The sequence below is a fragment of the Pseudomonas sp. Pseusp88 genome, from assembly GCF_047303955.1.
GTDB lineage: Bacteria > Pseudomonadota > Gammaproteobacteria > Pseudomonadales > Pseudomonadaceae > Aquipseudomonas.
Genome location: NZ_JBGLYM010000005.1, coordinates 224,436 through 244,651 on the forward strand (window position 1 = coordinate 224,436; position 20,216 = coordinate 244,651).

The following is a 20,216-nucleotide window of genomic DNA, read 5'->3' on the forward strand; positions in this document are numbered from 1 at the left end:
TTCAGGACCTCGGATCAAAGGCGTCACGGAGCGCCTCGCCAATGAAAACCAACAGCGACAGGATCAGCGCCAGGGTAAAGAACGCTGTCAGACCCAGCCACGGTGCCTGCAGGTTCTGTTTGCCCTGGCCTATCAGCTCACCCAGGGACGCGCTGCCCGCCGGCATGCCGAAGCCGAGGAAATCCAGGGCGGTGAGGGTGGAAATGGCACCGGTGAGAATAAACGGCAGGTAGCTCAGGGTCGCATTCATGGCGTTGGGCAGGATGTGCCGCAGGATCACCTTGCGGTCATCCAGGCCCAGGGCCCGGGCGGCCTTGACGTATTCCAGGTTGCGGCCACGCAGGAACTCGGCGCGTACCACGTCGACCAGGGCCAGCCAGGAGAACAGCGCCATGATGCCCAGCAGCCACCAGAAGTTCGGTTCAACGAAGCCCGAGAGAATGATCAGCAGGTACAGCACCGGCAACCCGGACCAGACTTCCAGCAGGCGCTGGCCGATCAGGTCGACCCAGCCGCCGTAGTAGCCTTGCAGGGCACCGGCGGCGATGCCGATCAGAGCGCTGATGGCGGTCAGGGCGAGGGCAAACAGGATCGACACCCGCGCGCCAAAGATCACTCGGGCCAGTACGTCCCGGGCCTGGTCGTCGGTGCCCAGCCAGTTGGTGGTGGTGGGCGGGCTCGGCGCCGGGCCGGACAAGTCGTAGTTGGGTGTGTCGTCGCTGAACGGAATCGGCGGGAACAGCATCCAGCCGCCATCCTTGGTGATCAACTGGTGTACATATTCGCTGCGGTAGTCTGGCTGGAACGGCAGTTGCCCGCCAAACTCCTGCTCGGTGTAACGCTTGAGCGCCGGGAAGTACAGGGAGCCGTGATAGCTGACCACCAGTGGCTTGTCGTTGGCGATCAACTCGCCGCCCAGGCTCAGCAAAAACAGAAGGCAGAACAGCCATAGCGACCACCAGCCACGGCGGTTATTGCGAAAGCGTTCGAAACGGCGACGGGCCAGCGGAGACAACTCGGACATCAGGCGTTCCTCGCGCTGAAGTCGATTCGCGGGTCGACCAGGGTGTAACAGATATCGCCCACCAGTTTTATCAGCAGGCCGAACAGGGTGAAGATAAACAGCGAACCGAACACCACGGGATAATCCCGGGAAACGGCGGCTTCGTAGCTCATGCGACCAAGTCCATCGAGGGAGAAAATTACTTCGATCAGCAGGGAACCGGCAAAGAACACACTGATAAACGCTTGGGGTATGCCGGAAACCACCAGCAGCATGGCGTTGCGGAACACATGGCCATACAACACCCGGCGTTCGGTCATGCCCTTGGCCCGGGCAGTGACCACGTATTGGCGGGTGATTTCATTGAGGAAGGAGTTCTTGGTCAGGATGGTCAGGGTGGCGAAACCGCCGATGACCAGGGCTGAAACCGGCAATACCAGATGCCAGAAATAGTCGGCGACCTTGCCGGTGGTCGAGAGTGTGTCGAAGTTTTCCGAGACCAGACCGCGTACCGGAAACCAGTTGAGCCAGGTGCCACCGGCAAAGACCACGATCAGCAGCATGGCGAACAGGAACGCCGGCATGGCGTAGCCGATGATGATTGCCGTGCTGCTCCAGATATCGAAATGGCTGCCGTGTTTGACCGCCTTGCGAATCCCCAGAGGGATAGATACCAGATAGGTCAGCAGCGTGGCCCACAGCCCGAGAGAGATGGATACCGGCATCTTCTGTTTGATCAAATCGGTGACCTTGGCGCCACGAAAGAAGCTGTTACCAAAGTCCAGCTGCGCATAGTTCTTCAGCATCAGCCACAGGCGTTCGTGCAAGGGCTTGTCGAAGCCGTATTGGTGTTCGATTTCCTTGATCAGCTTGGGGTCCAGACCTCGGGCGGCGCGGGATTGGGTGTTCATGGATTCCGCTGGCGCCGCGCCGGGTGCCATGGCACCGCCTATCCCTTGCAGACGGGCGATGGCTTGCTCCACTGGACCGCCCGGCGCGGCCTGCACGATAAAGAAGTTGACCAGCAGAATGCACAGCAGGGTCGGGATGATCAGCAGCAGCCTGCGCAATAGATAACCGAGCATCACTGCATCTCCGAAACAAGGGCTGAGGCGCCGCGCCTGGCGGCAAACTCTTCATTGGTCAGCGGGGTCGGGCTGACCTCCCACCAGGTGTCGATGGCCTCGCCATTGGCGGCCTGGGTCTTCGGAATGCCGAAACGGTTCCACCACACGGTGGAGGAACCGGGCGGGTAGTAGTTGGGAATCCAGTAGTAGCCCCACTGCAGCACGCGATCCAGGCAATGGGCGTAGTTGACCATCTCGTTCTTGTTGTCAGCCTTGACCAGCCCGGCGATCAGGCTGTCCACGGCCGGGTTCTGCAAGACCATGTAGTTGCTGGAGCCGGGATCGCGGGCGACTTTCGAACCGAAGTTGTTGAACAGCTCGGAGCCGGGGGAGGACGACACCGAATAGCCGGTGACGATCATGTCGTAGTCCCGGGCCATGACGCGGTTCAGGTACTGCGCGGCGTCGATGCGGCGAATATCGAAGTGGATGCCGATTTGCGCCAGGGTGCGTTTGTACGGCAGCAACAGGCGTTCGAAACCGGCCTGGCCGTTGAGGAAGGTAAAGCTCAGGGCTTCGCCCTTGTCGTTGACCAGCTCATCGCCCTTGGGCATCCAGCCGGCTTCCTCCAACAGGGCCAGGGCTTGCAGCTGTTTATCGCGAATCAGGCCGCTGCCGTCGGTCCTGGAAATATGGAACACCTTGTTGAACACCTCGGGCGGCACACTGCCACGCAGGGGTTCAAGGATTGCCAGTTCGGCGGGGGTAGGCAATTCGCTGGCCGCCAGCGGCGAGTTGGAGAAGTAGCTGTTCTGGCGAATGTACATATTGCGCATCATCTGCCGGTTGGTCCATTCGAAGTCCCACAACAGTGACAGCGCCTCACGCACGCGGCGGTCCTGGAACACCGGACGGTCGAGATTGAACACGAAACCTTGCGAGCTCTGCACCGCACCCTTGGCCAGGTGGGCCTTTTGCAGCCTGCCTTCGCTCAAGGCCGGGCCGTCGTAGCGGATCGAGTAGCCGGTGGCGGAATACTCGCGGTTGTAGTCGTAGGCGCCGCCCTTGAGCAACTGGCGGGCGACGTCGGTATCGCCGAAATATTCGACGCTGAATTCATTGAAGTTATAAAAGCCGCGATTGACCGGCAGGTCCTTGCCCCACCAGTCCGGGTCGCGGGTAAAGGTGATAGTGCGTCCGGGATCGACCTTGGCCACCTTGTAAGGGCCGCTGCCCAGGGGAATTTCGAAGCCACCGCCACCGGCAAAATCACGGCTTTTCCACCAGTGCTCGGGGAATACTGGCAAGGACGCCAGGTCCAGGGGCAGGGTGCGGTTCTCGCTGTTCTTGAAATCGAAGCGGATCCGCGATGGCGACTCGACTTCAACGTTCTTCACCGCTTCGAATTCGGTACGGTACTGCATGCTGCCCTGGGTCATCAGCAAATCGTAGGTGTAGCGCACGTCTTCGGCGGTGATGGGCGTGCCATCGGCAAAGCGCGCCTTGGGATTGATATAGAAGCGCAGGGACAGACCGTCGGCGCCGCGTTCCATTTTCTCTGCGACCAGACCATATACGGTGTAGGGCTCGTCGAGGGAGCGCACCGCGAGAGGCGAATAGACCATGCCGCTGATCTGGGCTACGCCCGTGCCCTTGTCGGTATAGGGCATCAGGTGGTCGAATTGACCGATTTCCTGTGCCGAACGTCGCATCGTGCCGCCTTTTGGCGCATCAGGGTTCACATAATCGAAATGCCGGAAATCCGCCGGGTAGCGGGGCGCTTCACCGTAGACGGTCAGGGCATGTTGTGGGGCGGCGGACAAGGATTGAAAAGCCGAAGCCAGCGTCAGCGTTACAGCGATCAGCGATGAAAAAACAAAACGCATTACTCGAATCCTGACTGATAGCCGTACGCGGATATCAGGGGTATGGGGCCAATAAAGAAACACGCCTTTCGACTGCCAATGTCTACTTGTCATTACCTGTGCTGCCAAGGTACCGGAAGCTGGGTACATTTGTAACCGCATGCTGCGTGTGGAGGATGCGTGATCAAGATGGCAGGGTGTTGGCAGTAGCACAAACAGCGAATTGGGCAATTCTCAGCAATTTGCTTGCCTGAATGGCGTCTGGCCCCGAAATACTGCCGCGCAAACACAAACGGCCCGCCTGAAGGCGAGCCGTTTGCGGGGTTTCACTGTTGCCGCGTCGGGATTCAGTCCTGACGGCTGGTCACTTCCAGCAAGTGATAACCGAACTGGGTCTTGACCGGACCTTGCACGACATTGATCGGTGCACTGAAGACTACGGTATCGAATTCCTTGACCATCTGGCCGGGACCGAACGAACCCAGGTCGCCGCCTTGACGGCTGGACGGGCAGCTGGAGTTGGCTTTGGCAACCTCGGCAAAATCAGCGCCGCCCTCGATCTGTGCCTTGAGTTCGTTGCACTTGTCTTCCGAGGAAACGAGGATGTGGCGGGCAGTGGCTTTAGCCATGGGAAAAATCTCCTTATCAAAAAAAAGAAACAGCCTACCGGATACTGGCAGGCTTTTCCTGTTTAGTTACTCAGGATTACCTGTAGCGCAGCTTGTCCACGGCCTCGCGCAGCAGCTGTTCCGTGCCCTCCCAGCCCAGGCAACCATCGGTCACCGAAACACCGTATTGCAGGGACTCGCTCAACGGCTGGCAGCCTTCGAACAGATGGCTTTCCAGCATCATGCCGATCAACGAGCTGTCGCCTTCCAGACGCTGGGCCAGCACGTCATTGAACACATGTGGCTGACGCAGCGGGTCTTTGCCACTGTTCGCGTGGCTGCAATCGACCATTATCCGCGGGGCGATACGATTCTTTTCCAGCCCGGCACGTACCTGGGCAATGCTCTGACGGTCATAGTTCGGGCCACTGTGGCCGCCGCGTAGAACGATATGGGTGTCCGGGTTGCCGGTGGTTTCAATGATCGCCGGATGGCCCTGGCGGTCGACGCCGAAATGCCGGTGCGGGTGGGCGGCCGAGCGCATGGCATCGCTGGCCACCGTCACGCCGCCGTCGGTACCGTTCTTGAAACCCACAGGCATGGCCAGGCCGCTGGCCATTTCCCGGTGGATCTGCGATTCGGTGGTGCGCGCGCCAATGGCGACCCAGCTCAGCAGGTCGTCGAAGTAGCCGGCGGCCATGGGTTGCAACAACTCGCTGGCAATCGGCAGGCCGCGACGGAGCATTTCGCGCATCAACTGACGGGACAGGGTCAGGCCGCCGACCATGTCATCGCTGCCATCGAGCTGCGGATCGTAGGCCAGGCCTTTCCAGCCCACGGTGGTGCGGGGCTTTTCAATGTACGCGCGCATGACCAGCAGCATCTGGTCGCTGACCTCGGCGGCCAGTTCGGCCAGGCGGTCGGCGTATTCAAGAGCCGATTGCGGGTCATGGATGGAGCAGGGGCCGACGACGACCAGCAGACGGGAGTCTTCACCGTTAAGGATGGCGCGTACGGCGCGGCGGTGGGCGGCAACCTGTCCATTCAGGGCAGCGTCCAGGGGCAACTGGGTCTTGAGTTGCAAGGTGCTGGGCAGGCGTTGCGGGGCCGGGAGGCTGTCGAGCAGGGTGACGTTGTGCGCGGACAGATCGGACGATGATTTTACGGCGACGGACGAATTCATGTTCTGGCTTCCTGGGCTGGCGGGTGCTTCCCGCTCAGGCCCTACTGGGGTGTTCGACAATTGGCCACATTGGCTGTAAGTGAGTTGCCACCTGGCAGTGACCGATCGGAGGCGGCTGGCTGTCCCGAACGGAGGCTGCTAAATCGCCAGGCGTAGCTGATGTCGTTGCGGTAATAAGTGGCGTAGTTCATGTCGTGTTCCTCGATTCGGTTCAATTCAATGCGTGTTTTAAGGGGCCTGAAAAAACAAAACCCCCGGTCGGGTAGCCGACCGGGGGTAGAGATTTTCTCTGGTTGGCGTCCCCTTGGTTATGGGCGCCGTTCAGGTATCAGGCGCGCCAGTGGCTAAACCAATACCCAAAATAAAAGCTGGTAACAGGAGCGGGTTGCGCAGTTTCCCAGGCAGCAGCCAAGACCGGGCGCTGGGCGTCGGTGAGGTGAAGCAGCTGTGAAGGGAGTGTGTGCGACATCATGTGTCTCCGTTGAGTGGAACTGAGCTTACTTCAGGCCGATGCCTTGATTCAATTGGAAATTTCAATTGTAGCGATTAGGTAAGGCCGGCTTGGGGCGACTGGACTGGTGCGAGTCGACGTTGATCCTTAACATCGCCGATTCGGCCAACACCCTGGAGCTCGCAGTGTTTCCTTCTGAAAAAAACGCCGCATTGAAAATCGCCGCTGCGCAATCGACGTCCATCGCCGGTGATATCCAGGCCAATGTGCAACGTCATGTGCAATTCATGCAGGCAGCCATCGAACAGGGCGTGCAGTTTCTGATGTTTCCCGAATTGTCATTGAGTGGCTACGAGTCGTCACTGGCCCGGGCAGTGGCCATCGACAGCGACGACGCACGCCTGCTGCCCTTGCGTGAGCTGGCGGCGCAGAGCGGCATGATCACCGTGGTCGGGGGGCCGCTGAAGACCGCCGATGACAGAATCCTGATTGGCGCGTTGATCATTGATGGCGCAGGCCGGATCAGCGTTTATACCAAGCAGCATCTGCACCCAGGCGAAGAGCTGACGTATACGCCGGGGCAGGGCGGGCCGCTATTGGCCCTGGGTGACGAGCGCCTGGCCATGGCGGTGTGTGCCGACTTCAGCGAACCCGACCACGCACGACGAGCCGCAGTCGCCGGGGCGGACTTTTATATGGCCAGTGTGCTGGTCAGCAAGGGCGGTTATGCCACCGATAGCCGGATACTGCGAGGTTATGCCGCAGAGCATGGCATGGCAGTGTTGATGGCCAATCATGGCGGTGCCACGGGTGGTTGGGTGTCGGCGGGGCGCAGCGCTTTCTGGGCGCAGGACGGTACGCAAGTGGGCGCGGCGAATGGCCCGGGCGATTTACTGCTGATTGTCGAGCGGGACGCGCAGGGTTGGTCTGCGCGCACGGTCGAACTGGTCCTTTAAGGCTGTTCGGCCATGAGCGTTATTGCGCGTGCTCTTCCGGGGTGGCCGACGGGATAATGCCGATTTTCATCCCCAGCAGCACCGCCACCTTATGGGCTTCGCCGCGTCGGCCTTTCTTGCGCCCGGACAGCACCTGATAGGTGGTGGCAGGGTCAATTTTATTTTCCCGTGCAAACTCTTGAACAGATTTCCCCTGTTGTTCGAGCCAGGCCTTGGCTTGTGCAGCGGTACGTATTGCGGGCATAGTTCAAAACCGTTCAAATCAGTTTAGCTTCGTCTCAATTCTAACATTCATAAGGATTGGGTCAATAGGATTATGCATTCAAATGAGTGGAATTGGTTTTCGATTAAGACAGGAAAGAGAGCGCCTGGGGTTGTCTCAAAAAGCATTCGGCGAAATAGGTGGTGTCGAGGCGAATGCCCAGGGCAAATATGAAAACGGCGGTCGCGCGCCCAAGGCCGACTATCTGGCGGCCGTCGCAGCCCAGGGAGTGGATGTATTATTCGTGATTACCGGAGTCAAAACCCCTACCTCGGTCGATAATCTCAGCGCCGTCGAGGAAAAGGTGCTCGGCAGCTATCGAAGCCTCGGTCAGGAGGACCAGGACGCCATTCGGCGCCTGACCGTCAAGATGGCCGAGCTTTCAGGATCATATGCGGTGAAGGGCAGGCAGAAAACGGAAAGCAGTTGAGTCTGGAAACCCCTGTCTGTAAAAAGATTTTTCGGCAACACGAAGCAATGGTGATAGCGTGCCCACGGCGCTTTTGAAAATCGCTGTGTTCCGGATCCGGTCAGGTGCTAGGTCTGGCTCATCGTTTTTGTTAAGGTGATTGGCATTTGTATGACTGTTTCGTGAGGTATCAGCTTGATTAAGGTGCTGGTTGTCGATGATCACGATCTTGTTCGGACTGGCATCACGCGCATGCTCGCCGATATCGACGGCTTGCAGGTTGTGGGTCAGGCCGAGTCGGGTGAGGAGTCGTTGAAGAAGGCTCGGGAACTCAAGCCCGACGTGGTCCTGATGGACGTCAAGATGCCTGGTATCGGCGGCCTTGAAGCTACCCGGAAACTCATGCGCAGCCACCCCGAAATGAAGGTGGTGGCTGTGACTGTATGCGAGGAAGACCCGTTTCCGACCCGGCTGCTGCAGGCCGGGGCCGCAGGCTACATGACCAAGGGCGCAGGGTTGGCCGAGATGGTCCAGGCAATTCGCCTGGTATTCGCCGGCCAGCGCTATATCAGCCCGCAGATCGCCCAGCAGCTCGCGCTCAAGTCCTTCCAGCCCCAGGTCAATAACTCGCCGTTCGATCTGCTCTCCGAGCGGGAAATCCAGATTGCCCTGATGATCGTCGGTTGCCAGAAGGTCCAGTCGATCTCCGACAAGTTGTGTCTTTCACCCAAAACCGTGAATACCTACCGTTACCGCATCTTCGAAAAGCTCTCGATCAGCAGTGATGTCGAGCTGGCTTTGTTGGCAGTACGTCACGGCATGGTCGATGCCAGCGCCTGAAATGATGACAGCGTTCGATCCAGGTGCCTTTCTCTCTACCTGCAGTGGCCGCCCCGGTGTTTATCGGATGTTCGATGCCGAGGAAAAACTGCTGTACGTGGGCAAGGCCAAAGACCTCAAAAAGCGTCTGGCCAGTTACTTTCGCAAGACTGGCCACGCGCCCAAGACCAGCGCACTGGTCGCGCGCATCGCGCAGATCGAAACCACGATCACGGCCAATGAAACCGAAGCCCTGCTACTTGAACAGACTCTGATCAAGGAGTGGCGGCCACCGTACAACATTCTGCTGCGTGACGATAAGTCCTACCCCTATGTGTTTCTCTCCGATGGAGCCTTCCCGCGCCTGAGCATTCATCGCGGAGCGAAAAAGGCTAAGGGGCGTTATTTCGGGCCTTACCCCAGCGCCGGGGCGATTCGTGAGAGCCTGAGCCTGTTGCAGAAAGCCTTTCTGGTTCGCCAGTGTGAGGACAGCTATTACAAGAACCGCACCCGACCCTGCCTGCAATATCAGATCAAACGTTGCAAAGGGCCTTGTGTCGGGCTGGTCGAGCCTGAGGTGTACGCCGAGGATGTGCGCCACTCGGTGATGTTTCTCGAAGGTCGCAGCAATGCCCTGACCGACGAGTTGAACGCCGAAATGGAAAAGGCTGCCATGAGCCTGGACTTCGAGCATGCGGCCCAGGTGCGCGATCAGATTTCCCTGTTGCGCCGGGTTCAGGACCAGCAAAGCATGGAAGGTGGCAGTGGCGATGTCGATGTGGTTGCGGCTTTCGTCAACCCGGGCGGCGCCTGTGTGCACCTGATCAGCGTGCGTGGTGGCCGCGTGCTGGGCAGCAAGAATTTCTTCCCTCAGGTGGGGATCGAGGAGGAGGTCGGCGAAGTGATGTCGGCGTTCCTGGCGCAGTATTTCCTCGGTGGTGTCGACCGCGAGCTGCCCGGCGAAGTGATCGTCAACGTGGTTCACGATGACTTCCCGGCCCTGATCGAGGCCATCGAAGCGTCACGTGGCAAGGAAATGACCATCAGTCATCGTGTGCGTGGCACCCGGGCCCGCTGGCAGCAACTGGCGGTGACCAATGCCGAGCAGGCTCTGTCCGCACGCCTGGCCAACCGACTGCATGTGGCCGCGCGTTTCGAGGCCCTGGCCGATGTGCTCAATCTCGACGAACCGCCGCTGCGGCTTGAGTGTTACGACATCAGCCACTCCAGTGGCGAAGCGACGGTGGCGTCCTGCGTGGTGTTTGGTCCGGAAGGCCCGATAAAGGCTGATTACCGGCGCTATAACATCGAAGGTGTGACGGCAGGTGATGACTATGCCGCCATGCATCAGGCCTTGACTCGACGTTTCAGCCGACTCAAGGCGGGCGAGGGCAAGCTACCGGATATCCTGTTGGTGGACGGCGGCAAGGGCCAGTTGAACATGGCCCGGGATGTGTTGAATGAACTGGCCGTACCCGATCTGATACTGCTCGGCGTGGCCAAGGGCACGACGCGCAAGGCCGGTTTCGAAACCCTCTATCTGAACGACGCGGCCCATGAATTCACCTTGCCTGGTGACTCACCCGCGCTGCATCTGATCCAGCAGATTCGCGACGAGGCTCACCGCTTTGCCATTACCGGTCATCGCGCCCGTCGCGGCAAGACCCGTCGTACATCGACTCTTGAAGGCGTCGCCGGTGTCGGGCCGACCCGGCGTCGCGACCTGCTCAAGCATTTTGGTGGTCTGCAGGAGCTGTCCCGGGCCAGCATCGAGGAAATCGCCAAGGCGCCGGGCATCAGCAGGAAACTCGCCGAGTCGATCTACGCCAATCTGCACAGCGAATAGCGCGGCATGTTTCAGTGGCGCCAGGAACCGTGCGGCAGCTCGACATCGCGCTCGGCGGCGGCCAATGCCGCGATGAGTTCAGTTCTGTTCATCGCAATGCAATAGGCCGGTTTGGCGCGCTCGAATCGCCAGCTGTCTTTCAGTTCGCCGCCGTCCACTGCGTCGAAACCGAGCTCGTCGAGCAGCCGAATCACTTTTTCTTTTGCCTGCTGGTCATCGGCTGCGATGGGCAGCGCACGGCGGTCGGGATCTCCCGCAGGGCGGCCGTCGTCCAGCAGGTCCTGGGCCAGGATGGCATTGAACACCTTGACCAGCCGCGCGCCGGACAGATGCGCGGCAATCATCTCGCTGGTGGTCGTTTCGAAACCGTCCAGTTCGGCGATATGACCGTCGCGGTCGGGATAGTAGTTGTTGGCGTCGAGGACTATCTTTCCCGCCAAGAGTGAGGCCGGAAGATCGCGATAGTGGGTAAAAGGGATCGCCACCAATACTACCTCGCCAAACGATGCGGCCTGTTCGACAGTACCGATCTGACTCCCCTGTAAACCCGCAGCCACGCTGGTCAGTGTCTGCGGTCCCCGCGAATTGCTGAGCATCGCCTCGTGCCCGGCCGCCAGCAGCAATTGCGCCACGGCGCGTCCGATAAAACCTGCTCCGATAATGCCTACACGCATGTTCTGCACTCCTCTCATCGATTGGAGGTTTAGAATGATTCAGTTCGTATTGGCGATAAATGAGTGATTGGGCGGTAAATTAATTACTGGGAGTAGGGAATGATTGATCGGCTGACCAGTATGGAGGCGTTTGTCGTGGCGGCGGAGTCGGGCTCTTACGCCAGTGCTGCGCTAAGACTGGGCATGTCGGCGCAAATGGTCGCCAAGCATGTTGCTGCGCTGGAGTTGCGCCTCGGTGCGAGGTTGCTCAATCGCACAACGCGACGACAAAGCCTCACCGAACTGGGCACTGCGTATTATCAACGCTGCAAACATATCCTCGCCGAAGCCGGTGAGGCTGACGCGCTGGCGCAGGTCATGAGTGCGACGCCCCGTGGCCGCCTGCGCATTGGTGCACCGGTTACCTTTGGTGCTCATAGTCTGATGCCATTTGTCACGGCATTCCTGCGCCAGTATCCGGAAGTGGAGATTGACCTGAACCTGACCGATCGTGCTGTCGATCTGGTGGAGGAGGGTTACGAGGCGGTATTTCGTATCGGTCCTATCGTCAACGACAGCCTGATTGCCAGGCCGTTGGCTCCCTATCGTCTGATCGCCTGCGCGGCGCCGTCCTACCTGGCCGAGCGCGGCACTCCCCAAGTACCTGCTGATTTGTCTGCACATGAATGCCTGGGTTACGTTTACTGGTCGCGGCCCGCAGACAATCACTGGCAGTTCAGCCAGGGGCAGCAGCTATACAGAGTGAGCGCGCGCAGTCGTTTGCGGGTCAATGAAACCAAGGCGCTGTTGTCGGCGGCGCTGGATGGTTTCGGCATTGTGCTTGGGCCTGCGGATTTTCTGCAGCCATCCTTGGCTGGCGGACAGTTGATCAGGCTGTTGCCCCGATATGAGGGCCCCAGTCGACCGATGCACCTGTTGTATCGGGGGGACCGGCAAATGACCGCCAAACTCAGGCGCTTTATCGATGCTGCCGTTGCGCATTTCAGTGGCGGTTGAGGGCACAGCTTGAAGAGCGGGGCTCTGGAACTTTTTTAGACACGATCCAGGCGAAGCCCGTAGAATGCGGTAACAGGTCTCATCAGATATCTTTCTGAGTCAAATGCCCGCTCACCTCGCAGCCAGTTGTGCCGATGAATATCCCTAATCTGATCACCGTAATTCGCGTACTCCTGATTCCGATCTTTATCCTGCTGTTCTATTTGCCGTACCACTGGAGCTATACCGCCGCCAGTACAGTATTTGCCGTGGCCGCCGCTACCGACTGGCTCGACGGCTACCTGGCCCGCCGCCTGGAGCAGAGCACGCCTTTCGGCGCTTTCCTCGATCCGGTCGCTGACAAACTGATGGTCGCCGTGGCCCTGGTATTGTTGGTTCAGGCCCATGCCAACCTCTGGCTGACGTTGCCTGCCGCCGTCATCATCGGTCGTGAGATCGTTATTTCCGCCTTGCGTGAATGGATGGCCGAACTGGGCGCCCGTGCCCAGGTCGCGGTATCCAATCTGGGCAAGTGGAAGACCGCAGCCCAGATGCTGGCCCTGGTCATCCTGCTGGCCAATCCGCCGGCCGTGACCTTCTGGGTAGTGCTGGGCTATATCCTGCTGATGATTGCCGCCGGCCTGACTCTGTGGTCCATGGTGCAATACATGCGTGCGGCGTGGCCGCACCTGAAGACCACCACAGAAAAAAAATAAGTTTTTAAAACAAAGGGTTGACGTAATAATTTGAAACGCTAGAATAGCGGCCATCACCAAGACGCGGGAATAGCTCAGTTGGTAGAGCACGACCTTGCCAAGGTCGGGGTCGCGAGTTCGAGTCTCGTTTCCCGCTCCAAATATAGCGCTGCAGAGTTTCACTGAATTCTGCAAGCGATTGAAATCAGGACCTTCGGGTCCTTTTTTCGTTCCGGCGGGAAATGCTGAAATCCAGCACTATCCAGTGTTTTTAAGTCCTGAATGAGAGTCTTGAATTCGGACAGGCACTGAATCAGTTTGTTGCTGGAGCAGCTTGGATAGCGAGATGAGCATCTGGCCCTGACTCTGATCAGGCGCTCGCTATTGCACTCTCGGATATCACCGTTCGGCAAGTAACGATTACTCCCTCGGCGACACGGATGGGCTTGCGCTCAATGAGACGGCCCGTGGGGAAAGATCTGGTATTTCAGTTACTAGTGGGCAGGCAAGCAGAAGCGCATCACCCGAAGGCCATTGCGCTGATCGACGGCACAACGTGCCCCCTCTCAAACCTGGCTGTGCATGCAGATGAATGGCGGTTGGTCAGAGCCAGGGTTATCAATAAGCAAGTGGAACAAACCAATGTCTTGGTAGTCTTCAAGAGTGCCCCCATGGCAACGGACGGTTCTTACATGGGGGCGGTCCGCAACGTTGGAGTATTTTTTCCATAGGGGGTTTCACGTGCTCTGGAAGTCAAATCTTGTAGTGCTCGCGCTGTCTGCCGTTGCCTTTTCGGCGCAGGCTCAATCCGATCGTCAAGTGGTCGAGGACATGGTTACTCGCTCGGCCAATGTCTGCCCGGGCCACAGCACCGAGCGCACCACGCCCACGGTGAAGGCGGTGCCTGTCGGCGCGTTGCGGGTTATGCTTGATCGCGGCTTGGTCATGTGTCCCGATCGGCGTCTCGATGTAGACGCGCCGGCTGTGTTCTACGGTAGAGTTGGCGTATTCGAATGGAACCCCGAAGTGTCCGCAAGCTCGGAGGTGATCGCCAAGCAGATCGACGCCATGACCCGCAGGGACGAGTACCCGTCTGCCACCTTGGTTTGGGATGCCAAGGGTATGCCACTTGAGCAGCGCACTGTGCCGGCTTTCGAACCCAAGCCAGGGGCTGCTGTGCTTTACCAGGTACGGTAAGCCCTGTCGACGAGGCGCCTGGAAGTAAGCGTCAGATTGGTTTATAGGGTCATGGCTGCTGAAAGAGTCTGACGCGCCCAGCCTTGGTTATGAATATCCGGCTAGCCAGTTCATCCAGGACCGCAGCCGCCTCGCGGGGCGGCTGTCGCACCAGTAAATCATTTGCCCATTGAGGTTACCTGGTGGCGCGAAAGCGCAGACCTGAACGCGAAGGCGGCCCCCGCTTGCCGCTGTGTCCGGACCATGCGCATCAACTGCTCGACGATCAACACCCTAAAAGCAACCCCGGCTATTCGTTGTTCGGTCGCCTCAATGACCTGGCAGAAATCCGCGGTGTGCACTTGGCTGTGCGCCAACAGACTGACTGACAGCTTGGCAGCCGCGCCTGTAGCGGGCGTGCGGCTGCGCTTGCCTCACGCATTTGAATGCGGGTTTTGCTTTCAGCAGCCGCTGAAAAAATCAAACCGGTCTGTCCAATTCTTAAAATACAAAATTGGTCTTGCCAATAATTTTTCTCAAGCGTAGATTGCGGGGAGTGCAGTTTCTTAATGGGTCTTTAGACCTTTAATAAAAATAAATGAGAACGCCACCTTGAATGTCTTGTCATCTCGGCCTCCTGAGCCTGCCTTTCAACCGCCCCCGGTTCCCCCTTGTCTGCAATTGAAAAACATCGTCAAGCGTTTTCCCGGTGTGCTCGCGTTGAACGGTGTGTCGCTTAGCCTCAACGAAGGAGAGGTGCATGCGATATGCGGCGAAAATGGAGCCGGCAAATCGACCTTGATGAAAGTCATCAGTGGGCAACTGGCTCCCGACGAATGGACAATTGCCTATCTGGGTGAAGAACGAATGTTTCAATCGGTGGGTGATGCCGAGCGGGTTGGTATTGCAATCATCCATCAGGAACTGAATCTGGTACCGCATCTGTCTGTCGCTGAAAACGTGTACCTGGCAAGAGAGCCTGTGAAATTCGGATTCATTGACCAGCGAAAACTGCTCTCGGACACGCGCGAGTGAACGCCTGTCTTTTTTATCGGATTGATTGCGCTCGACCCGCGCTTATCCAGTCCTGAGTCTGCCCTTTCATCGACAACCAACCACTCAACAGGAGTGGATCGGGGAATAATCATGTTGACAGTTATTTGTGAAAAGCCGGGTTCGCTGGTTGCTCTGGAGCGTAAAACTCCGATCCGTGGTGATGGCGAAACATTGATTCGAATCAGGCGTGTAGGGGTCTGCGGTACCGACCTGCATATATTCACCGGAAATCAGCCTTATCTTGAATACCCCAGGGTGATGGGGCATGAATTTTCAGGAGTCGTTGAGGAGAGTGACGCCGCGAGTGGCTTGGCGGCAGGCGATGTGGTGTATGTAATGCCCTATATCTCGTGTGGAACTTGTATTGCATGCAGGCAGGGCAAAACCAACTGTTGCACACGTATCCAGGTGCTTGGTGTGCATCGCGATGGCGCATTCACTGAGTACCTCAGCCTGCCCAATCAATTTGTACACAAGGCTGACGGGATCACCCTCGATCAAGCCGCAATGATCGAGTTTCTGTCCATTGGCGCACATGCCGTAAGGCGCTCCGACATTCAATCCGGTCAACGCGCGCTGGTAGTGGGCACAGGGCCTATAGGCATGGCTGCGGCGATTTTCGCGAAGCTCAGGGGCGCGGTGGTCAGCGTTCTGGACACCCGTGGTGACCGTCTCGAGTTTTGCCGTGAACATCTCAAGGTTGACACCACGGTGATGGTCGGTGACCGCGACAAGGAACAACTTTCGGCGATTACTGACGGCGACTTCTTTGATGTTGTATTTGATGCCACCGGCAATGCCAAAGCGATGGAGCGGGGCTTTGAGTTCATTGCCCACGGAGGCAAATACGTGATGATCTCAGTCGTGAAGGACACCATCACGTTTGCCGATCCAGAGTTTCACAAACGGGAAGCGACGTTGCTCGGCAGCCGTAATGCGACCGCCGAGGACTTTCACTATGTGCAGCAGTGTCTGCGCGAGGGCCTGATACCGGATGCCGCGCTCAATACCCACCGGATGAAACTCGTCGATGTCGTGAGCCGGTTCTCGACGCTGCTGGACCCGTCGCAGGGCGTCGTCAAGGCAATCATCGAGTGCTAGGAGCCTGGCAATGATCGCGTCAGATGCTGCTCCAATTCTGCAGTTCGGTACCAGCCGGTTTCTTCAGGCCCATGTCGATCTCTTCGTGTCCGATGCGCTGGTGCGTGGTGAAGCGTTGGGGAAGATTACTGTCGTACAGACCACGGGCAACCCTGACAGTGCGCGGCGAGTGGCTGCGTTGGCGTCAGGAAAAGCTTATCCAGTAAAAGTCCAGGGCATCCAGGATGGTCGCGAAGTCGACGAAGTTCATTGGTCCTCGTCAGTGCAACGGGCCGTCCACGCGGAGTCTGAATGGGCATCGTTGCGCCAGCTATTTACAGACGACATTCAGGTGGTCATCTCCAATACCGGCGACAGTGGCTATCGGCTGGACCACCTCGACAACGCAAGTTTGCTTGCACCCGACTCGCCGACGCCAAGGAGCTTTCCTGCAAAACTGCTCGTGCTGTTGCATGGTCGTTGGTCAGAAAAACCTATGGCTGCGATATCCCTGTTCCCATGTGAATTAGTTGTGCGTAACGGCGATGTGCTGCGGGACCTGATCGTGGCATTGGCGGCTGAGTGGAACCTGGATCAAGCGTTTATTCGGTACTTGTCCAAAACGTGCCTATGGGCCAACTCACTGGTTGACCGCATCGTTTCCGAACCCATTCAACCCATCGGCGCGGTAGCAGAACCCTATGCGTTATGGGCGATTGAGCGTCAGGCGGGGTTGACGTTGCCCTGTTCGCACCCTGCGGTGGTTTTAACCGATGACCTTGAACAGTTTGAGCAGCTTAAGTTGTTCCTGCTCAATCTTGGTCATAGCTACCTTGCCGAACGCTGGCTTGGCGAGGGGCGGGCCCAGGACGAAACAGTGCACCATGCCATGACTGATCCTGTGTTGCGGGCCGACCTGGAAGGGGTTTGGGCGCAAGAAGTGCTACCGGTTTTCAGTGCGCTGGGCAAAAGCGAGATCGCTCAAGCTTACCTCGCCACCGTCAAGGATCGCCTGCTCAATCCATTTCTCCAACACCGTATTGTCGACATCGCCCAGAACCATGAAGAGAAAAAGCGTAGACGGATCTTGCCGTTGATAAAGCTGGCGGCACAGGTTTGTCCCGAACTGGTTCAACCACGTTTACATGAAGCGCTCTCGAGCGGCCACTCAGTGACGCTTGCTTAATGAGGATCCAGAAAATGGCAGTACTCAGCCCGTTAATTATTCTGGCAACTGACGACGATGTCGCCATTGCCCGGACAGCCCTCGACAAGGGGGCAGAGGCGAGCGTCGACGGCGTCACTGTCGTTGCGCAAGACCTCATCCCTTCAGGCCATAAGATAGCGCTCAGAGCGATCAGGGCCGGTAGCCTCGTGCATAAATACGGTCAGGTAATAGGGCAGGCAACGAGAGACCTGCTCCCTGGCGATCATGTCCATGTCCATAACCTGGACATGCCTTCAGACGCTTCGTCACAGACGCTGAAAAGCGTATATCGGCCTACCTCCATGGTTGAAAAGCCATTGACCTTTGAAGGTTTTCTGAGAGAAGACGGCCGTGTCGGTACGCGCAACTTTATCGGCGTTATTTCCAGCGTCAACTGCTCCGCCACCGTCTGCAAGCAAATTGCCGAAGCCTTCAAGGGTGATTCCCTCAACGAATGGCCGGAGGTTGACGGCGTCGTTGCAATTACCCACGGCAGCGGATGTGGCATGGGCGCAAAAGGGGAGGGAATGGACATCCTCAAGCGCACGCTGCTGGGTTACTCCAACCACGTTAATTTTGCAGGTATTTTGTTGATTGGGCTCGGCTGTGAAGTCAATCAGCTTGTGCCCCTGATGGATGAGTTGAGCCCACGTCCAAGTCGCCTCATGTCGAGCCTGATTATCCAGGAGGCTGGCGGAACGCGGGAAACTGTCAAGGAGGGCATCGCGCTCATCAAAGACATGCTTCCTATCGTCAACGCGGTACGGCGCACCTCGCAGCCGCTCAGTCATCTGATCGTTGGCCTTCAGTGCGGGGGATCCGACGGTTACTCGGGTATCAGTGCAAATCCGGCGTTAGGTGAGGCGGTTGACCTGCTGGTACGTCAAGGAGGCACGGCAATACTGTCTGAAACTCCGGAAATCTATGGCGCCGAACATTTGCTTACCGCGCGGGCCGCCACGCCGGATATCGCTGATCGATTGATGCAGCGTGTGCGGTGGTGGGAAAAGTACGTGTTGCACAACGGTGGAGATATGAACAACAACCCGTCACCGGGTAACAAGACCGGAGGGATTACCACTATTCTTGAAAAATCACTGGGTGCCGTGGCAAAAGCCGGAACGACGGGGCTGATGGACGTCTACCAATATGCAGAAGAGGTAAAGACCCAAGGCTTGGTATTCATGGATACGCCCGGCTACGATCCGGTTTCGGCGACCGGCCAGGTTGCGGGAGGCGCCAACCTTATCTGCTTTACGACGGGACGGGGTTCGACCTACGGGTGTAAGCCAACGCCTTCCTTGAAAATCGCGACCAATACCGAACTGTTTCATCGTATGGAGTTGGATATGGACTTCAACGCTGGCGAGATTGTCACGGGTCATGAGTCAGTGACCCGTGCAGGTCGCAGACTGTTCGAGTTGATGATCGCAACGGCCTCGGGCTGCAAAACGTGCAGCGAAAAAAACGGCATGGGCGACAATGAGTTTTTGCCCTGGCAAATCGGGGCGGTGATGTGACATGAACGTAATAGCGCCGATGATGAGTGTCGTGACCTGCGCAGAGGCAACGGAACTCGCTAAACAAACCGACACTCATCCGTGCTCGCCACTATGAGATATTGCCAAGTACTCGACCTCAAGGATGATCCTGTTCTGATCGCCGAATATGAGATGCACCACCAGGCGGTATGGCCTGAGGTACTGGATCATTTGCGCCTGGCAGGTGTGAAGGACATGACTATTTGGCATTATCAAAATCGACTGGTCATGCTTTTGGAGGCCAGCGATGACTTTTCCTTTGAACGCCTGGCGGCAATGGAAGCCAGCAACCCGAAAGTGCAGGAGTGGGAGCAACTGATGTGGCGCTTTCAGTGCGCAATATCAGGCCCCGCAGGAGGAAAATGGAAACTGTCCAAGGAGCTTTTCAGATTAAGCGCCTGCGACGCGATCCAATAGTCTCGCTTAGAGACGCCAGCCCGTAAGCGACTGTCTGCAGAGAACAGGACTTTCCTATGGTAATCTTTTAGCGATAATCACGGATTTCCTTCGATGCCCCAAGAAAAGATACCCGCTGAACGCAAGGTCTACCAAATCATCGCTGATCGTCTCAGGGACCGAATACGTCAGGGAGAATTCAAGGCGGGCTCTCGTCTCCCGGCAGAGCGTGATCTTGTCCAGATACTCGGGGTATCTCGACCCTCATTGCGTGAAGCACTCATTGCTCTGGAAATAGACGGCAGCATCGAGATCAAAATGGGATCTGGGATTTATGTTTGCCAGAAGCTGCTCGACGCAAAAAGTAAAACCTCCACGTTTGGGGAGAGTCCATCCGCATTGATGCAGGCCCGCGCTATTATTGAAGGCGAGTCTATTGTCATGGCTTGCATGAATGGCACTAAAGCGGATTATCGCTATTTAAAGGCTTGTATCGACGGTATGCGAGAGGGCGTTGTAACAGGCACGCAGGCTGTTGATGAAGACCGGAAGTTTCACTATCGGCTCGCCAAGATGAGCGGTAACACCGCGCTGCTTAAAATCATTTGCGCTTTATTCGATGAAAGGCACAGCCCGATATCTGCTCACATTACGGAACACGCCGAAAGCCGTGGTACCTGGGCTGCCGCAGTGATTGAACATGAAGCCATTCTTGATGCAGTCCAGGCCAGGGATTTAGTGGGCGCACAAACCGCCATGCGCTACCACCTCAAGCAGTCGGAGAGTCGCTGGCTCGAAGGTATGGAAAGAAACGCTTTCTTGCAGAACATCTGAAAGAGAGAACAGGATGTCGCTTTTCCGGAAACCGTACCTGAACCGCAACCCCAGGCTTTGATGAGTCCCTCATTGTGCATATCTTTTCAAGCTCAACCATCGCCCTGGTGCGC

Annotated in this window: 20 protein-coding genes, 1 tRNA gene and 1 pseudogene; 15 read left to right on the top strand and 7 right to left on the bottom strand. The window is 57.6% G+C overall.

Going from position 1 to position 20,216, the window contains the following annotated elements; all coding sequences use genetic code 11:
• Position 1: 1 nt before the first annotated feature.
• The 5 genes from ACCD02_RS09265 to ACCD02_RS09285 form a co-directional block, all read right to left on the bottom strand.
• A complete protein-coding gene (locus ACCD02_RS09265; RefSeq protein ID WP_413300612.1) occupies positions 2-1,024 on the bottom strand; it encodes an ABC transporter permease in 1,023 nt (340 codons plus the stop codon).
• Positions 1,024-2,088, bottom strand: a complete 1,065-nt coding sequence (locus ACCD02_RS09270; RefSeq protein WP_413300614.1) for a microcin C ABC transporter permease YejB — start codon at positions 2,086-2,088, stop codon at positions 1,024-1,026. Before ACCD02_RS09270 ends, ACCD02_RS09265 begins: the two co-directional genes overlap by 1 nt.
• Positions 2,088-3,956: an extracellular solute-binding protein gene (locus tag ACCD02_RS09275; protein WP_413300616.1), complete on the bottom strand. Its 1,869-nt coding sequence runs from the start codon at positions 3,954-3,956 to the stop codon at positions 2,088-2,090. The genes ACCD02_RS09270 and ACCD02_RS09275 overlap by 1 nt, the downstream gene beginning before the upstream one ends.
• Positions 3,957-4,282: 326 nt before the next feature.
• The gene (locus ACCD02_RS09280) at positions 4,283-4,564 is read right to left on the bottom strand and encodes a peptidylprolyl isomerase (protein ID WP_039758565.1); all 282 of its coding nucleotides are present in this window, start codon (positions 4,562-4,564) and stop codon (positions 4,283-4,285) included.
• Positions 4,565-4,640: 76 nt separating this feature from the next.
• Positions 4,641-5,726 carry a 3-deoxy-7-phosphoheptulonate synthase gene (locus tag ACCD02_RS09285; RefSeq protein WP_413300618.1) on the bottom strand — a complete coding sequence of 362 codons (1,086 nt, stop codon included), beginning with the start codon at positions 5,724-5,726 and terminating at the stop codon, positions 4,641-4,643.
• Positions 5,727-6,362: 636 nt separating this feature from the next.
• Between ACCD02_RS09285 and ACCD02_RS09290 the strand changes: the two genes are divergently transcribed.
• Positions 6,363-7,133 carry a carbon-nitrogen hydrolase family protein gene (locus ACCD02_RS09290; protein ID WP_413300844.1) on the top strand — a complete coding sequence of 257 codons (771 nt, stop codon included), beginning with the start codon at positions 6,363-6,365 and terminating at the stop codon, positions 7,131-7,133.
• Between the two features lie 19 nt (positions 7,134-7,152).
• Here the strand turns inward: ACCD02_RS09290 and ACCD02_RS09295 are convergent, their stop codons facing one another.
• Positions 7,153-7,377, bottom strand: a complete 225-nt coding sequence (locus ACCD02_RS09295) for a DNA-binding protein (RefSeq protein ID WP_413300620.1) — start codon at positions 7,375-7,377, stop codon at positions 7,153-7,155.
• Positions 7,378-7,459: 82 nt separating this feature from the next.
• On the opposite strand from ACCD02_RS09295, the gene ACCD02_RS09300 reads away from it, so the two are divergent.
• The 3 genes from ACCD02_RS09300 to uvrC all read left to right on the top strand — a co-directional run bounded on the left by ACCD02_RS09300 (position 7,460) and on the right by uvrC (position 10,469).
• Positions 7,460-7,825: a helix-turn-helix domain-containing protein gene (locus ACCD02_RS09300; RefSeq protein ID WP_413300622.1), complete on the top strand. Its 366-nt coding sequence runs from the start codon at positions 7,460-7,462 to the stop codon at positions 7,823-7,825.
• Between the two features lie 174 nt (positions 7,826-7,999).
• Positions 8,000-8,644 carry a UvrY/SirA/GacA family response regulator transcription factor gene (gene uvrY / locus ACCD02_RS09305; RefSeq protein WP_413300624.1) on the top strand — a complete coding sequence of 215 codons (645 nt, stop codon included), beginning with the start codon at positions 8,000-8,002 and terminating at the stop codon, positions 8,642-8,644.
• A 1-nt stretch (position 8,645) separates the two neighbouring features.
• Positions 8,646-10,469: an excinuclease ABC subunit UvrC gene (gene uvrC, locus ACCD02_RS09310; protein ID WP_413300846.1), complete on the top strand. Its 1,824-nt coding sequence runs from the start codon at positions 8,646-8,648 to the stop codon at positions 10,467-10,469.
• Positions 10,470-10,480: 11 nt separating this feature from the next.
• On the opposite strand, the gene ACCD02_RS09315 is transcribed toward uvrC, so the two are convergent.
• A complete protein-coding gene (locus tag ACCD02_RS09315; RefSeq protein ID WP_413300626.1) occupies positions 10,481-11,143 on the bottom strand; it encodes an NADPH-dependent F420 reductase in 663 nt (220 codons plus the stop codon).
• Positions 11,144-11,242: 99 nt separating this feature from the next.
• Between ACCD02_RS09315 and ACCD02_RS09320 the strand changes: the two genes are divergently transcribed.
• From ACCD02_RS09320 to ACCD02_RS09370, 11 genes and pseudogenes are all read left to right on the top strand, one after another.
• Positions 11,243-12,139 (top strand): LysR family transcriptional regulator, encoded by an 897-nt coding sequence (locus ACCD02_RS09320; protein ID WP_413300628.1) that lies wholly within the window; start codon positions 11,243-11,245, stop codon positions 12,137-12,139.
• 134 nt (positions 12,140-12,273) lie between these two features.
• Positions 12,274-12,834, top strand: a complete 561-nt coding sequence (gene pgsA, locus ACCD02_RS09325) for a CDP-diacylglycerol--glycerol-3-phosphate 3-phosphatidyltransferase (RefSeq protein ID WP_413300630.1) — start codon at positions 12,274-12,276, stop codon at positions 12,832-12,834.
• A gap of 63 nt (positions 12,835-12,897) precedes the next feature.
• Positions 12,898-12,973: transfer RNA gene (locus ACCD02_RS09330), tRNA-Gly, on the top strand.
• A 671-nt stretch (positions 12,974-13,644) separates the two neighbouring features.
• Positions 13,645-14,010: a hypothetical protein gene (locus ACCD02_RS09335; RefSeq protein ID WP_413300632.1), complete on the top strand. Its 366-nt coding sequence runs from the start codon at positions 13,645-13,647 to the stop codon at positions 14,008-14,010.
• Between the two features lie 179 nt (positions 14,011-14,189).
• Positions 14,190-14,378, top strand: a pseudogene (locus tag ACCD02_RS09340) (mannonate dehydratase); the annotation flags it as partial.
• A gap of 292 nt (positions 14,379-14,670) precedes the next feature.
• A complete protein-coding gene (locus ACCD02_RS09345) occupies positions 14,671-15,024 on the top strand; it encodes an ATP-binding cassette domain-containing protein (protein WP_413300634.1) in 354 nt (117 codons plus the stop codon).
• A 111-nt stretch (positions 15,025-15,135) separates the two neighbouring features.
• Positions 15,136-16,146 carry a zinc-binding alcohol dehydrogenase family protein gene (locus ACCD02_RS09350; protein WP_413300636.1) on the top strand — a complete coding sequence of 337 codons (1,011 nt, stop codon included), beginning with the start codon at positions 15,136-15,138 and terminating at the stop codon, positions 16,144-16,146.
• Positions 16,147-16,156: 10 nt separating this feature from the next.
• A complete protein-coding gene (locus tag ACCD02_RS09355) occupies positions 16,157-17,311 on the top strand; it encodes a mannitol dehydrogenase family protein (protein ID WP_413300638.1) in 1,155 nt (384 codons plus the stop codon).
• 14 nt (positions 17,312-17,325) lie between these two features.
• The gene (locus ACCD02_RS09360) at positions 17,326-18,852 is read left to right on the top strand and encodes a UxaA family hydrolase (RefSeq protein ID WP_413300640.1); all 1,527 of its coding nucleotides are present in this window, start codon (positions 17,326-17,328) and stop codon (positions 18,850-18,852) included.
• An 81-nt stretch (positions 18,853-18,933) separates the two neighbouring features.
• A complete protein-coding gene (locus tag ACCD02_RS09365; protein ID WP_413300642.1) occupies positions 18,934-19,290 on the top strand; it encodes an L-rhamnose mutarotase in 357 nt (118 codons plus the stop codon).
• 93 nt (positions 19,291-19,383) lie between these two features.
• Entirely contained in the window at positions 19,384-20,103 is a 720-nt protein-coding gene (locus ACCD02_RS09370; RefSeq protein ID WP_413300644.1) for a FadR/GntR family transcriptional regulator, read from the top strand.
• The last annotated feature ends 113 nt before the right edge of the window (positions 20,104-20,216 follow it).